The following is a 13,905-nucleotide window of genomic DNA, read 5'->3' on the forward strand; positions in this document are numbered from 1 at the left end:
TCAACAGGAAGTCTTTTCAATTTCCATAAAAAATTTTAGGTATTGAAGCTTCAGCGAATTTAAACACCAGGATAAGGATAGGGAATCCTAATAATATGCATTCAATGATCGATATCGAAACATGGCAGGTTCACCATGACCGATAAAACCGCCATTAACGCGCCGGCTATCGCCGTGCTGCCCCTGCTGCTGATCTGGATGGCGGCGATCCTGCCGTTTTATCACCCCAACATGGGCGGCGGCGGCCTGGCGCTGCCGCAAAACATTCTGGCCTGGAGCGCCATGGCGCTGACCACGCTGCTCGTGACCGCCAGCGTTTGCCTTGGCCGTACCCGTCTTTCGCTTACCCCCACGGCACGCCTGTTGCTGCTCGGCATCGCCGTATTGGCGCTGCCGCTGCTGTATACCCGCGCCGAGTGGCGCGAAGACGCCCTGTGGCGCAGCGCCGGTTTGCTCGGTGGCTGGCTGTTCTATGTCGCCTGCCTGCAGCTACGCCTCACCACCCGGCAACGCGATCTGTTGCTGTACGGCCTGCTGTTCGCCGTAAGCGTTCAGGCATTGCTGGCGGCGCTGCAACTGTTCGCCCCCGCGCTGGCCTGGGTGGCCCCCAACGGCCGCCGGGTCTATGGCGTCTTCCAACAGCCGAACGTGCTGGGCAGCTTTATCGCCACCGGGCTGGCTTTGGCGCTCTGGCTGCTGCTTGCCCCCCTCTCCACGCCGACGCGGCGGCGGCAGCTCCCGCTGCTCGCCCTACTGGCCGCTTTCTCCGCCCTGCTGGTGCTGATCCAGTCACGCGCCGCCTGGCTGGGCGGCGCCCTGGCGGCGGCGCTGCTGCTGTGGCGTTTTGCCCGTCAGCGCCCGGCCGCAAGCCGCTGGGCCGGCGGCGCGCTGCTGTTGGGCGTGGCGGCCGGTCTCACGGTGCTGTTCACCGGTCTTGGCCTGGATAGCCGCGCCGGCCTGATCGGGCGGGAGCTTTCCAACAGCGCGCGCCTGACCATGCTGCATGACGTCGGCGCCATGATCCTGGCCAAACCGCTGCTGGGCTGGGGCTACGGCGGCTTTGAATACAGCTTCGCGCACTTCCGTCTGCAGGAAATGCCCTGGCGAGAAGTGTTGGAAGTCGCCGGGCATCCGCACAATGAAATCCTGCTGTGGTGGGTTGAGGGCGGCCTGCCGGCGCTGGCGGGGATCGTTATCGTCCTCGTCGCCGGCGCGCTGCTGCTGAAACGCGCCTGGCAACGGGATCGCGAACAGCCGGGCGGTGCGCGCGTCGGGCTGTTTCTGGTGCTGTTGCCAATGCTGGTGCACACCCAGCTGGAATACCCTTTCTATCTGTCTGCACCGCATTGGCTGGCGTTTCTGCTGCTGCTGGCGCTGCTGGACGGCCAAACCGGCGAGCCCCGCCCACTGCCGTTCGCCAAAGCCCTGAGCCTGCCGGTGGCGATGGCGGCCATCGGCGTGTTGGTGATGGCGATCTTCGCCTGGCAAGGGCGCATGGCGCTCACCCAATCGGAACGCACCATGCTGGCCTCCATCGACAGCATCGAGCAGATGCCGCCGCCGGCCGCCTGGATCTACCGGGAGCGCAAAACCTTCGACGAGCAATCTCACGCGCTGCTGGTCTATAACCAAACGCGCGATGATGCCCTGCTGACCGGCTATCGGCAGTGGGCCAATGCCTATCTGCAGCGCCGTATCGACGCCAACGTCTATGCCACGCTGATCATGATTTTGCGTTATCAGGGCGCTCAGGCGGAAGCAGACACCCGCCAGCGGGAAGCCGCTTTCCTGTTTGCGCGGGATGCGCGGTTTAGGTAGGAAGAATAAGGTGAGAGCGCGTCGCTCTCACCTGCCGTCTTAAGATTAACGCGGCAAAATAGCGCACGTTTTATCCAGCAGCGATTCTACCGAGGCGCGGTTGCCGACGTCCCAGCCGCGCTTCGAGGCCAGCAAGATAAAACCCCGTTGGCCGGCAAACGTGGTCGGGACGACGGCCACGCCATACTCCGCCAGCTGCGGCGGCGACAGATGAAAATAATCCGCAAGATCCTTAATCGGGTAGATGCCCATCGCGGTCGGCTGCATCACGCGGCGGGCATAGTAGGTGTGGCGCAACAGCTTATCCGGCAAGGGGCGCCATTGTTCCTGTATGTAGGGGCGTTCCGCCTGCAGCTGGCGCCGCACATCCTCGCGCAGACAGGTCAGGTGAATGTGCAATTGGTTCTGGCTGCGGCCGTAAGCGGAGTTGATCGCCATGCCCAGCCTGTCGTCCGGCACCGGCCCGCCATACTCGGCGGCCAGCCGGTAACGCATCAGCCATGCATAGCCAAAATAGTCCGTTCGTTCTCCGGCCAGCAGCAGCGGGCTTTCAATGCCGGAAAGCGGTGCCGTCGGCACCAGAATGAAATGATAGGGATAACGCGGGTTTTGCAGCACGCTAAAGCCCTGCGCTTTCCCCTGCGGCATATAGATCTGCTCACACGGGGCCGGATCGCGCTTTTGCTGATAGTTGGCCATGCAGAGCTTATCGACCACGCCCCACAGCGCATCGGAACGGGCGCAGCCCGTCAGGGACAGAACGCCCAGCAACAACAGCCAACGCAGGGCGGAGAAAGCCCAACGCGCCATCCTCGTATTGTTCCGTTTTTTCGCCACGTCAATTTCATTCCATCACTGGGCGCAGGCACGCCTGCAAGGGCCGCAACATGGGGAATGGATAAAGGAGCCAGCGCGTGGCTCCTTGAGGAAAGATTACGCCGTGCCGCCGACGGTCAGCGTATCCAGTTTCAGCGTCGGTTGGCCGACGCCCACCGGCACGCTCTGGCCTTCCTTGCCGCACACGCCCACGCCTTTATCGAGCGCCAGATCGTTGCCGACCATCGAGATCTGCTGCATCGCCTCGATGCCGGAGCCGATCAGCGTCGCCCCCTTCACCGGTTTGGTGATGCGGCCCTTCTCGATCAGGTAGGCTTCGGTGGTGGAGAACACGAACTTGCCGGAGGTGATGTCCACCTGGCCGCCGCCAAAGTTCGGCGCGTACAGGCCGTATTCGACGCTGGCGATGATCCCTTCCGGCGTCGATTGGCCCGCCAGCATGTAGGTATTGGTCATGCGCGGCATCGGCAGATGCGCGTAAGACTCGCGGCGGCCGTTGCCGGTCGGCGCGACACCCATCAACCGCGCGTTGAGTTTGTCCTGCATGTAGCCTTTCAGCACACCGTTTTCGATCAGCACGTTGTACTGGCCCGGTACGCCTTCGTCGTCGATCGCCAGCGAGCCGCGGCGCCCTTGCAGGGTGCCGTCATCCACCACGGTGCACAGCTCGGAAGCCACCAGCTCGCCCATATGGCCGCTGAACACCGAGGTGCCGCGCCGGTTGAAATCGCCTTCCAGGCCGTGCCCCACCGCCTCGTGCAGCAGCACCCCAGGCCAGCCGGCTCCCAACACTACCGGCATATTGCCGGCCGGCGCCGCCACCGCGCCGAGATTGACCAGCGCCATGCGCACCGCTTCTTTGGCATAGGCATCGGCGCGCACGTCGCCGTCGACGGTTTCCAGGAAATAGTCGTAACCGAAACGGCCGCCGCCGCCGCTGGAGCCGCGCTCACGCTTGCCGTCCTGCTCCACCAGCACGCTGACGGAGAGCCGCACCAGCGGGCGAACGTCCGCCGCCAGCGTGCCGTCGGTGGCGGCCACCAACACCTGCTCGTAAACGCCGGTGATGCTGGCGTTCACTTCCTGCACCCGCGCATCGGCGGCGCGCGCCACTTTATCGACGCGGTGCAACAGGGCGATTTTCTCTTCGCGCGGCAGGCTTTGCAGCGGATCGAGCAGCGGGTACAGCGCCCGGTAACCGATTTCGCCCAGGGTGTGCGCCCGCCCGTCGCCCTGCTCGCGCACGATGCTGCGCGCCGCCTGGGCGCTCTGCTGCAGCGCATTCAGGGTGATCTGATCGGCATAGGCGAAACCGGTTTTCTCGCCGCTGACGGCGCGCACGCCGACGCCCTGGTCGATATTGTAAGAGCCATCCTTGATGATGCCGTCCTCGATCACCCAGGCTTCGTGATAGCTGGACTGGAAATAGAGATCGGCGTAGTCGATACGGCGTTCTGCCAGTTGACCCAGTACCGAGTACAGGTCTTGATGACTCAGCTTGTTGGTAGCGAGTAACTGCTCACTGACAAACGTCAGGCTCATAATGGTTTCACTCTTGATTGGAGGATAACGTGTCAGACGGCGCCGTCAGCGACGTCTGGAATCGGTTGTGCTGCAGCACCGGCATCTGTTGCCGCAGGGGCTGCAGGCTTGTGGTGTCCACGCGCACCTTCAGCGCCGCCACGGCGTCCGGGTTCTCGGCCAGCACCTTGCCCCAGCCGTCGACAGCCAGCGTGTGGCCCCAGGTGCGGCGGGTCGGCCCGTGGCGCCCCACCTGCGCCGGCGCCAGGATCATGCACTGGTTTTCGATCGCCCGGGCGCGCAGCAGGATTTCCCAATGCGCCTCGCCGGTGACCCGGGTAAAGGCCGCCGGCACCGAAATCAGTTCAGCGCCCTGCGCCCGCAGCGCCTGGAACAGCGCGGGGAAGCGCAGATCGTAGCATATGGTCATGCCCAAACGCCCGACCGGCGTATCCACCACCGTCAGATGCTGCCCGTGTTGGTAGGTATCCGACTCGCGGTAGTGGGCGTGCGCGTCGTTGATGTCCACATCGAACATGTGCAGCTTGTCGTAGCGGGCGCGGATCTCGCCCTGATCGTCGAACAACAGGCTGCTGGTGGTGATAAGCTCCGGGTTTTCGCGGCTGATCAAGGGCATCGAGCCCACCAGCAACCACACGCCATAGCGGCGCGCCAGTTCGCGCACCGCGTTCTGCAGCGGGCCATCGCCCTGTTTTTCCGCCTGTTGGCGATAGGCTGCGGAGTTGGCGAACAGCAGCGCGTTCTCCGGCGTCATGACCAGTTTTACCCCGGCATTGAGCTGCTTGATCTGCTGTTCAATCTGGGCCAGGTTATCGCGCACCTGATCGCCACTGCACAACTGCAACAACGCAACGTTAGCATTCCTCATGACGCCTTATCCTCCTTTGCCTTACGAAGTACCTCATTGATCTTCGGCTGGTCGAGATCGCCGCTGATATGGTAACGAATCAGCGAAATCTTGCTCCACAGCGGCCCCAGCACCTGCGAGGCGGCGAACACCGCCGCGCCGACGATCGGGTTAACGACAAACGCCGTGGCCACGCCGACCGTCGCCGAAATCGCCGGCGCCACCACCGCTTCCATATCGATGCGGCGGCGCGCCAGATCGATCTGGCCACTCATGGCGATATCCGCCGCCAGGCCGTCGATCAATAGATTATCAGTATGCATTATGCCATCTTTCAGCCAGGCGGTGCTGCGGATGGAATCAAAGTAGAAGCCTTTGCCGAAGGTATCGCTGAAATCGAACTGCAGCTTGCGCAGCAAGGCGTCGAAGCTGACCAGTCGCAGCAGCTGGCCGGCGCGGCCGCCGCCCATGCTGTCGATCTCGCCCTTGCCCATTTTGACCTGCAGCGCGCCGCTCAGCGTATTGACCTGCGGCTGCCACGGCGCGCCGCGCCAGTACAAATCGAAGTCCACGTCGTAAGGCGCGCCTTTCAGCGGGATGGTGATGCCGAAGAAGGCGGCGGTTTCATCGATCTTGCCGCCGAGCAGCTTGCCTTTCAGCGAGCTGCGCTCTTCCTGCGCGTTCTGCTTCCACAGGCCGGTGGCGCTCATGCGCCCTTTGCCGGTATCGACCAGGCCGTGATCCAGCGTCAGGGTATCGCCCCGATTGCTCAGATCCGCCTCGACCTTGCCGAGGTTCTGCCCCAGCACCCAGCACGACTTGCAGCGCAGCATCAGCGAAGGCCAGTCGCGGAAGCTGACTTTCTCCGGCGGCGGTGGCGGCGAACCCGCCGCGCTTTTCGTCTCGGCGAACTGCGGGTTGTAGTACAGGTAGTTGATATCGGCGCGCCACGGCCCGCGATCGGCCACCCGCAGGCTGCCGTCCACTTCATCGCTCTTGGCGCTCACCACGGTGGCGCCCAGCTGTCTTTCGGCCGACAGCGTCAGCTTATGCCAAGCCTGGCCGCCCAACAGCAGCTGCGGCGTGGTCAGCGCCACGGTGGTGGGGAAGCTGAAACCGCCCACCTGACCGCTGCCGCCGCCCTGTTTCAGCGCCGGCGCCAGCAGCGCCAGCCATTGCTCGCCGTCCAGCGCCGGCAGGTTCAGCGTCATCGACTTGCCGGCCGGCAGCGGCGGCGTGCCGCCACCGTTGGTTCGCCAGGCGGCGCGCGCCAGATTCACCTGTTTTTTGTCGAAGCTCCATTCACTGTTGAAGCGGTTCTGCTTGCCCGCACTGCCGGTCAACATGAAGCCGTTCAGACCGCCTTTGACCTTGACGTTCACCGGCAAGGCTTCGCCCGGCGCCTTGTCCAGCGGCGAAGGTAAGTGACTGCTCACTTTCCTTAGGTCTGCGTCAAGGCCGATATCGTAGCTGGCCGAGCCCTGATGCGGCAACGTGATGGCCACCTGACTCTGCCAGGGCGCGCTGCCGCTGAGCGCATCGGCGGCCTCTTTCGGCAGGCCGGGGAACTTGCCCGGCTGCCAGTCGCCCTTCAGGCCGACGTTGACCTTGTAGTCACGCTCGCCTTCCTGGGTGGTGAAGTTGAGCGCCACCGGCTGCCCGAACCAGGTGGCCGACAGCGGGTCGCTCTGCAGGTTGCCGTTGTCGAAGCGGAACTTGCCGCTGAGCTTTTGCAGTTCGCTGTCCAGCGGCTTGATCAGCAACGAATTGTTGTTCAGCGCCACTTCACCGGTGGCTCTGACCTGCTCGCCGTCCAGGGGAATATCGAGATGTAAGCGCCCACTGACATCACCGCCAATCTGCAGCTGATCCAGCGCCGCCCCCAGCGAATCGTGCAGCGGCGTCTGCATGAAGTAGTCGTGCACATCGCTGCCCGCACCCGCGACTTCGGCGTCGATCAGCAGCCGCTCTTTCAGGTAATCCGGGATCACCGCGCTGATATTTTTGCCCGCCACCTTGCCCAGCCGGGTTTGCGGCGCATGCATCCACAATCCCTCGTTGGCGAAGTCGAGGTCGATCGCCAAATCGGTCAGCGCCGGCCAGCCCGGTTGGAACTGGAAGGTGGCGTGGCGCAGCGGCACGAAGACTTCGAACTGCCCTTCGTTCTTACGGTACGGGAAGTGCTGCGGATCGCCGGAATAAATCAGCGTGGCGTTATCCACCCGGCCGCCCTGAATGGCGCCGCTCAGGTAGTCCACCAGATGCTTGCCCATCAGCGGTTCCGGGAAATAGCGCCAGGCCTCGGCGCCGTCATACAGGCGGATGCCCGCCAGGATATTCAGCCACGGATCGCCCTTGGCCGGCTGCTGATAACGGAAATCGCCGTTGACCCACAGCGACTTCGCCTTGACGTCCAGCCCCTGGCTCGCCAGCTCCCAGCCTTGATCGTTGTAACGCCAGGTCAGCGCGCCGCGCGCGCTGCTGATTTCAAGCGGCGCACGGAACATATCGCCGTAAGGCAAGGTGCTGCCTGCCAGCCCCAGCGTCAGGCGGCCGTTCTCCACCCCGCCGCTCAACGCGCCGGAGAAGTGGTTGACGCCGGGCAGCAGCTCCCAACGCTGCCAGCTAACATCGCGCCACAGCGCCTGGAAACGGCTCTTTTCCGGCTGCTTCAGCGGGATGTCCAGCGCCAAGGCCTCCATCTTCCCCTGCGGCTGCAGATCGTTCCAGCGATCGAGCACGTCCGGGCTGAGGAACGAGAAGGTCGGCAGCAGCGCCGACAGGCGCTCCAGCTGAAGGTTAGTCGCGCGCACCCGCAGCTCTTCATTCTGCGCCGGCCCCATGAATTCGGTGTTTTCCGGCAGCCACAGCGCGGATAGCGCGCCCTGCGGCCAGGCCTGGCCGTCGGTGCTCAACCGCAGCTGCGGCACGTCGAGCTGCCAACCGGTGCCCTGGCGGCGCAGCGACAACGCCAGATTGTCCACGTCCAGCCGGTGCTGCGCGGCGCCGGTATCCCAGTTGGCCGCCCCCTGCTTGAGCAACGCATGGCCGCCGGCAATCTCGCCGTTCTGCACCTGCAGCCAGGCCGCCAGGCTGAAGTCGGCGCTTTCCAGCCCGGTGTTGACGCGCAGCCAGCGGGTAAACCAGGGTTTCATGTCGATGTTATCGGCCTGCAGATAGACCGTGCCGGTGTCCAGCAGGCCCTGATTATCGCGCAGGTCCATGCGCAGCTGCACCACGCCGTGCTGGCCGTTCAGCGTCGACAGGCTGATCTGCCCCTCGGCGCGGTGGCGCTCGCGGCCGTTAAGCCAGGTCAGTTGGGGAATGTCGAATTCGGCGCGCGCGCCGGCGGGCGTCAGGAACGAGATACGGCTGTCTCGCAGATCGAAATGGTCGAGCTGGCGCAGCATCAGATCGCCGATTTTGCCCGGCTCAAGGCCTTCGCCCTGCCGATCGCCGCCCAGCGTGGCGTTCAGATCGAGGCGGAATTGATAGAAGGTCAGATCGCGGAACTGCCAGCGCCAGTGCAGCAGCGATTGCCACACGTCCAGCGCCAGCGTCACGCGTTCGATATGCACATCGCTTTTGGGCAGCGTGGCGCTCAGGTTGCGCATTTCAAGCTGTGGGCCGAACGTTTCCCAGCTGCCCTGCAGGAAATCCATCTGCACGGGCACGCCGGACAGCTTCTCCACCTGCGCCAGCAGTTGGGGACGGTAGTCGTTCAGCTTCGGCAGCATCAGGCGCAGCCCGCTGATCAGCAGCGCCACAATCACGATTAGGGTGGCGCCTGTTGCTAACAGAATCCCAGGCAGTCGCCTCACGCAGTTCTCCTTGCTCCGCTGCCTGGCAACGGGAATATCTATGCACTGACGGGCCCGGCATGCCGGGCCCTTACGATGTCGGACGGGCTACATCATGACGACGTCGAACTGCTCCTGGCTGTACAACGGTTCGATCTGCACCTTCACCTGTTTGCCGACGAAGATCTCCACTTCGGCCAGCGCATGCGACTCTTCGCTCTTCAACGCTTCGCCGACCGCCGCGGAGGCGTACACCAGGAAGCGATCGGAATCGTAAGCATGGTGCACGCGCACAATCTCGCGCAAGATCTCGTAGCACACGGTTTCCACCGTTTTCACGGTGCCGCGCCCATTGCAAGTAGGACAATCGTGACAGAGCACATGTTCAATGCTTTCACGCGTGCGTTTACGCGTCATTTCAACTAAGCCTAGCTGAGAGAAGCCGTTGATCGTGGTTTTTACCCGATCTTTACTCAACGCCTGCTCCAGCGAGTGCAGCACCCGGCGGCGATGCTCTTCGTTGTTCATATCGATAAAGTCGATGATGATGATGCCGCCCAGGTTACGCAGCCGCAGCTGGCGCGCGATGGCCTGCGTCGCCTCGATGTTGGTATTGAAGATGGTTTCGTCGAGGTTGCGGTGGCCGACGAAGGCGCCGGTGTTGATGTCAACGGTGGTCATCGCCTCGGTCTGATCGATGATCAGATAGCCGCCGGACTTCAGCTCCACCTTGCGCTCCAGCGCGCGCTGGATCTCGTTTTCCACATCGTACAGATCGAAAATCGGCTGGCTGCCGGTATAGAGTTCGAGCTTGTTGGTGATGTCCGGAATGTACTCGCCGGTAAACTCCACCAGCAGATCGTGCGTCAGCCGCGAATCGACGCGGATGCGATCCAACGCCGCGCCGGCGAAATCGCGCAGGATGCGCTGCGCCAGCGCCAGCTCGCCGTACAGCTTGTATTTGGTCTGGTTGCGCTTCTTGCGCTCCATCACCTTGGTCCACAGGCGTTTGAGGAACGCGGCGTCCTGCGCCAGCTCTTCCTCGCCGATGCCTTCCGCCGCGGTGCGGATGATAAAACCGCCCAGCTCGTCGCAGTGCGGCGCAACGATGGCTTTCAGGCGCTCGCGCTCGGCTTCGCTTTCAATGCGCTGCGAAACGCCGACGTGCGCCGCGCCCGGCATGAAGACCAGATAGCGCGAAGGCAGCGTGATGTCGGTGGTCAGGCGCGCGCCCTTGGTGCCGAGCGGATCTTTCACCACCTGCACCATCAGGTCTTGCCCCTGGCGCACCAGCTCGGCGATGTCGCGCACGTGGAAGTTTTTCCGCTCGTCGCCGGCGACGCATTCGGTATGCGGCATGATGTCGGAGGCGTGCAGGAAGGCGGCCTTGTCCAGGCCGATGTCGACGAACGCCGCCTGCATCCCCGGCAGGACGCGGCTGACGCGCCCTTTATAGATGTTGCCGACGATGCCGCGTTTGGATTCGCGCTCGATATGGATCTCTTGCAGAATGCCGCCATCGATATAGGCGACCCGCGTTTCAGACGGTGTGATATTAACCAGTAGCTCAGCTGTCATGCCTTCTCCTCAGAGCCGGTCGATAATGGCAGCGCCCATCAACCGGTTCTTACATCACGTAATGCGACAAAATTACTGAGCAGCTCATGTGTTTCGACCAGCGGCAGACCAACCACCGCGTGATAACTCCCGGTTATCGTTCTGACGAAACAACCACCCTTTCCTTGAATTCCATAGGCGCCCGCCTTATCCATCGGTTCGCCCGTAGCAATATAGTCGCGGATATCCTGTTGTGACAGGCTGCGGAACGTCACGTCGGTCACCACCAGCTGGCAGCGCACGTCGTCGCGATCGGCGATAGCCACCGCCGTCATCACCTGATGCTGCTTGCCGGACAGCGCCGCCAGCATGTCCGCCGCATGGGCTTCGTCGCGCGGCTTCTCCAGCACCCGGCCGTTGAGCACCACGATGGTGTCGGCGCCCAGCACCGGCCGATCTTCCTGCGCCAGCGCTACGCCGGCTTTGGCCTTGTCCTGCGCCAGGCGGCGCACATAGGCTTCGGCGGCTTCGCCTTCCCGGCGCTGCTCTTCGGTATGCGTCAGCAAAATGTCGAACGACACGCCGAGCAGGGTCAGCAGTTCACGTCGACGTGGGGAGCCGGAGGCCAGATAAAGCGAAGTCATTGAGATACCCTTACTGTACGGCGAACTGACGGCGGATTTTGCGCATCAACAGGAATAACCACGGCCACAAAATGCCGTTTACCACACTACTCCAGAACACCTCTGGGCGGAAAGAGACGTTGATCACTAAAAACTCAGCCCAGAACACCACCACGTCCATCGACAGCGACAGCAGCACGACGATCAGCGCCTGTTGCCACAGCGCCATATTGCGGAACAGTTGGAATTTGAACGCCACCAGATAGGCGATGATGCCCAGCGCCAGCGCGCGCACGCCCAGCGTGGAGCCGAGGATAAGATCCATGATCAGCCCCAGCACGAAGCCGGTGCCGACGTTGACCCGGTGCGGCAAGGCCATCACCCAGTAGATCAGGATCAGCACCAGCCAGGAGGGCCGGAACATGTAGATCTGCTCCGGCCACGGCATGATTTGCAGCACCAACGCCACCAGGAACGACAGCCAGATTATCCAGCGCCCGTGGCTGCGGTAGCTGTTCATGGCACCACTCCCGCCGCGGCAGGCTGAGCTTGGGGCTGGACAGAGGCCGGAGCCGCGGTTTGCGGCGCCACCCCGGTGGCCGGAGCCGGCAGCTGCGGCCCGACGGAGCCGGCAGGCGGCAGCACCTGCGGCATCATCTGCATCAGGCGTTCATTGGCCACGCGGTGCACTTCGTCCGGCGGCAGCGGCATGTCGCCGTTGCGATCGGCGCCCCACAGCAGCAGCAGGTAGCGCAAGCGCTGCAGACCGGCGGTCGGCCGCGCCTGAATCACGGTGTAAGCGCGCTGGTTATCGACCTTGACCGAGGAAACCACCGCCACCGGATAGCCTTCCGGGAAGCGGCCGCCGAGGCCGGAGGTGACCAGCACGTCGCCAACGCGGATATCGGTGTTGTTCGGCAGGTGCTCCAGTTGCAGATCGTCGGCGCAGCCGCTGCCCGCGGCGATCACCCGAATATCGTTGCGCAGCACCTGGATCGGCAGCGCGTGCGAGGCGTCGCAGATCAGCAGCACGCGGCTGGTGACTTTCGCCACCGCCACCACCTGGCCGACCACGCCCTTGTCGCTGATCACCGGCTGGCCTTCATAGACGCCGTTATCCGACCCTTTGTCGATCACCACCTGATCGCTGTAAGGATCGGAGCCGGTGGAGATCACCTGGGTGACCATCTTGTGTTCGTCCTGGCGCAGCGGAGAACCCAGCAGCTCGCGCAAGCGGGCGTTTTCCTGCTTGAATTGGCCAAGAAGAAGAATATCGCTGTTTTTCAGCAGCAGTTCCTGCCGCAGAGCACGGTTTTCCAGCTCCAGCTGTTGGCGGGTGGCCAGCGTTTCTGACACGCTGTCCAAAACTTTACGCGGCCCGTTGGCCAGAAAATAGAAAGGGCTGACTGCGGTGTCCATGTAGTTGCGTATCTTCACGAACGTGCCGAGCCGGCTGTCGGCAACGATCAGGCCAATGGCCGCGATCACCGCCAAAAAAAGTCGCAGTTGCAGGGAAGGCCCCCTGCTAAAAATCGGCTTCATAAATTATGCGAGTTCCTCGACAACAGAAAGAGGAACCGTACCCGATTCTCGCTGTGCGCATTCATCCGATACGATTCCTCCTTCCAGGGGCTGACTATTCTTCGCTGAACAAATCGCCGCCGTGCATGTCGATCATTTCCAACGCCTTGCCGCCGCCGCGCGCCACGCAGGTCAGCGGATCTTCCGCCACCACGACCGGGATGCCGGTTTCTTCCATCAGCAGGCGATCGAGGTTGCGCAGCAGCGCGCCGCCGCCGGTCAATACCATGCCGCGTTCGGAAATGTCGGAGGCCAATTCTGGCGGGCACTGCTCCAGCGCAACCATCACCGCGCTGACGATGCCGGTCAGCGGCTCTTGCAGGGCTTCGAGGATTTCATTGGAGTTCAGGGTAAAGCCGCGCGGTACGCCTTCGGCCAGGTTACGGCCGCGGACTTCGATTTCGCGCACTTCGTCGCCCGGATAGGCAGAACCGATTTCGTGCTTGATGCGCTCGGCGGTCGCTTCGCCGATCAGCGAGCCGTAGTTGCGGCGCACATAATTGATGATGGCTTCATCGAAACGGTCGCCGCCGATGCGTACGGAAGAGGAGTACACCACGCCGTTCAGCGAGATCACCGCCACTTCAGTGGTACCGCCACCGATATCCACCACCATGGAACCGGTCGCTTCGGAGACCGGCAGACCAGCGCCGATCGCCGCCGCCATCGGCTCTTCAATCAGGAACACTTCACGCGCGCCGGCCCCTTGGGCGGACTCGCGGATAGCGCGGCGTTCAACCTGGGTCGCGCCGACCGGCACACAGACCAGCACGCGCGGGCTTGGGCGCATGAAACTGTTGCTGTGAACCTGTTTGATAAAGTGCTGCAGCATTTTTTCGGTCACGAAGAAATCGGCGATCACGCCGTCTTTCATCGGGCGAATAGCCGCGATGTTGCCGGGGGTGCGGCCCAGCATCTGTTTGGCGTCATGACCGACGGCCGCGACGCTCTTTGGGGAGCCGGCACGATCCTGACGAATGGCAACCACCGAAGGTTCATTCAGTACGATGCCTTGCCCTTTAACATAAATCAGGGTATTGGCGGTACCCAAGTCGATGGACAAGTCGTTGGAAAACATGCCACGAAATTTCTTAAACATAACGAAAGGATAATCCTGCAAGCTGGGGGCGGAAAATAAAATCCGCCTACTTTACCAACCACACGAAGCAGCGACAAGGCGCAAAAACGTTCTACTTCGGTGAAAAATAGTCTGTATTGTTTCTGCTCGAATGCACGGAAATTGGATGAGGCCTGAATTCCCTGAACAAAGGCTCAGTTTACCACCCTGTCAACGCACGAA

The 13,905-nt window shown here is 62.7% G+C and carries 10 protein-coding genes; 1 reads left to right on the top strand and 9 read right to left on the bottom strand.

Annotation, left to right across the window (positions count from 1 at the left end; translation table 11 throughout):
- Positions 1 to 135 precede the first annotated feature (135 nt).
- On the top strand, positions 136 to 1,818 hold the full coding sequence (locus ACJ8HN_RS17685) for a Wzy polymerase domain-containing protein (RefSeq protein ID WP_442523762.1): 1,683 nt from the start codon (positions 136 to 138) through the stop codon (positions 1,816 to 1,818).
- Between the two features lie 45 nt (positions 1,819 to 1,863).
- Here ACJ8HN_RS17685 and ACJ8HN_RS17690 read toward each other — a convergent pair whose 3' ends face one another.
- From ACJ8HN_RS17690 to mreB, 9 genes are all read right to left on the bottom strand, one after another.
- Positions 1,864 to 2,628: a CDP-diacylglycerol diphosphatase gene (locus ACJ8HN_RS17690; protein ID WP_060429131.1), complete on the bottom strand. Its 765-nt coding sequence runs from the start codon at positions 2,626 to 2,628 to the stop codon at positions 1,864 to 1,866.
- Positions 2,629 to 2,751: 123 nt separating this feature from the next.
- Positions 2,752 to 4,197, bottom strand: coding sequence for a metalloprotease TldD (gene tldD / locus ACJ8HN_RS17695; protein WP_442523763.1), 1,446 nt, complete (start codon positions 4,195 to 4,197; stop codon positions 2,752 to 2,754).
- A gap of 7 nt (positions 4,198 to 4,204) precedes the next feature.
- Complete coding sequence (gene nit1, locus ACJ8HN_RS17700; protein WP_033636170.1) at positions 4,205 to 5,065, bottom strand: deaminated glutathione amidase; 861 nt, start codon at positions 5,063 to 5,065, stop codon at positions 4,205 to 4,207.
- Positions 5,062 to 8,865, bottom strand: coding sequence for an AsmA2 domain-containing protein YhdP (yhdP, locus tag ACJ8HN_RS17705; protein WP_442523764.1), 3,804 nt, complete (start codon positions 8,863 to 8,865; stop codon positions 5,062 to 5,064). The genes nit1 and yhdP overlap by 4 nt, the downstream gene beginning before the upstream one ends.
- A gap of 87 nt (positions 8,866 to 8,952) precedes the next feature.
- On the bottom strand, positions 8,953 to 10,422 hold the full coding sequence (gene rng / locus ACJ8HN_RS17710; RefSeq protein ID WP_016930237.1) for a ribonuclease G: 1,470 nt from the start codon (positions 10,420 to 10,422) through the stop codon (positions 8,953 to 8,955).
- A 38-nt stretch (positions 10,423 to 10,460) separates the two neighbouring features.
- The gene (locus ACJ8HN_RS17715; protein ID WP_060422806.1) at positions 10,461 to 11,045 is read right to left on the bottom strand and encodes a Maf family protein; all 585 of its coding nucleotides are present in this window, start codon (positions 11,043 to 11,045) and stop codon (positions 10,461 to 10,463) included.
- A 10-nt stretch (positions 11,046 to 11,055) separates the two neighbouring features.
- Positions 11,056 to 11,544, bottom strand: coding sequence for a rod shape-determining protein MreD (mreD, locus tag ACJ8HN_RS17720; RefSeq protein WP_004936918.1), 489 nt, complete (start codon positions 11,542 to 11,544; stop codon positions 11,056 to 11,058).
- Entirely contained in the window at positions 11,541 to 12,566 is a 1,026-nt protein-coding gene (gene mreC, locus ACJ8HN_RS17725; RefSeq protein ID WP_033636173.1) for a rod shape-determining protein MreC, read from the bottom strand. Before mreC ends, mreD begins: the two co-directional genes overlap by 4 nt.
- Before the next feature lie 94 nt (positions 12,567 to 12,660).
- Complete coding sequence (gene mreB, locus ACJ8HN_RS17730; protein ID WP_003855260.1) at positions 12,661 to 13,704, bottom strand: rod shape-determining protein MreB; 1,044 nt, start codon at positions 13,702 to 13,704, stop codon at positions 12,661 to 12,663.
- Positions 13,705 to 13,905: the final 201 nt, after the last annotated feature.

This window comes from Serratia sp. CY29653 (genome assembly GCF_052169255.1).
Classification (GTDB): Bacteria; Pseudomonadota; Gammaproteobacteria; order Enterobacterales; family Enterobacteriaceae; genus Serratia; species Serratia sarumanii.

Coding starts and splice junctions, on each gene's coding strand:
- nit1 (WP_033636170.1), bottom strand. CDS start 5,065: ATGAGGAATGCTAACGTTGCGTTGTTGCAGTTGTGCAGTGGCGATCAG.
- mreC (WP_033636173.1), bottom strand. CDS start 12,566: ATGAAGCCGATTTTTAGCAGGGGGCCTTCCCTGCAACTGCGACTTTTT.
- ACJ8HN_RS17715 (WP_060422806.1), bottom strand. CDS start 11,045: ATGACTTCGCTTTATCTGGCCTCCGGCTCCCCACGTCGACGTGAACTG.
- tldD (WP_442523763.1), bottom strand. CDS start 4,197: ATGAGCCTGACGTTTGTCAGTGAGCAGTTACTCGCTACCAACAAGCTG.
- ACJ8HN_RS17685 (WP_442523762.1), top strand. CDS start 136: ATGACCGATAAAACCGCCATTAACGCGCCGGCTATCGCCGTGCTGCCC.
- rng (WP_016930237.1), bottom strand. CDS start 10,422: ATGACAGCTGAGCTACTGGTTAATATCACACCGTCTGAAACGCGGGTC.
- mreB (WP_003855260.1), bottom strand. CDS start 13,704: ATGTTTAAGAAATTTCGTGGCATGTTTTCCAACGACTTGTCCATCGAC.
- mreD (WP_004936918.1), bottom strand. CDS start 11,544: ATGAACAGCTACCGCAGCCACGGGCGCTGGATAATCTGGCTGTCGTTC.
- ACJ8HN_RS17690 (WP_060429131.1), bottom strand. CDS start 2,628: ATGGCGCGTTGGGCTTTCTCCGCCCTGCGTTGGCTGTTGTTGCTGGGC.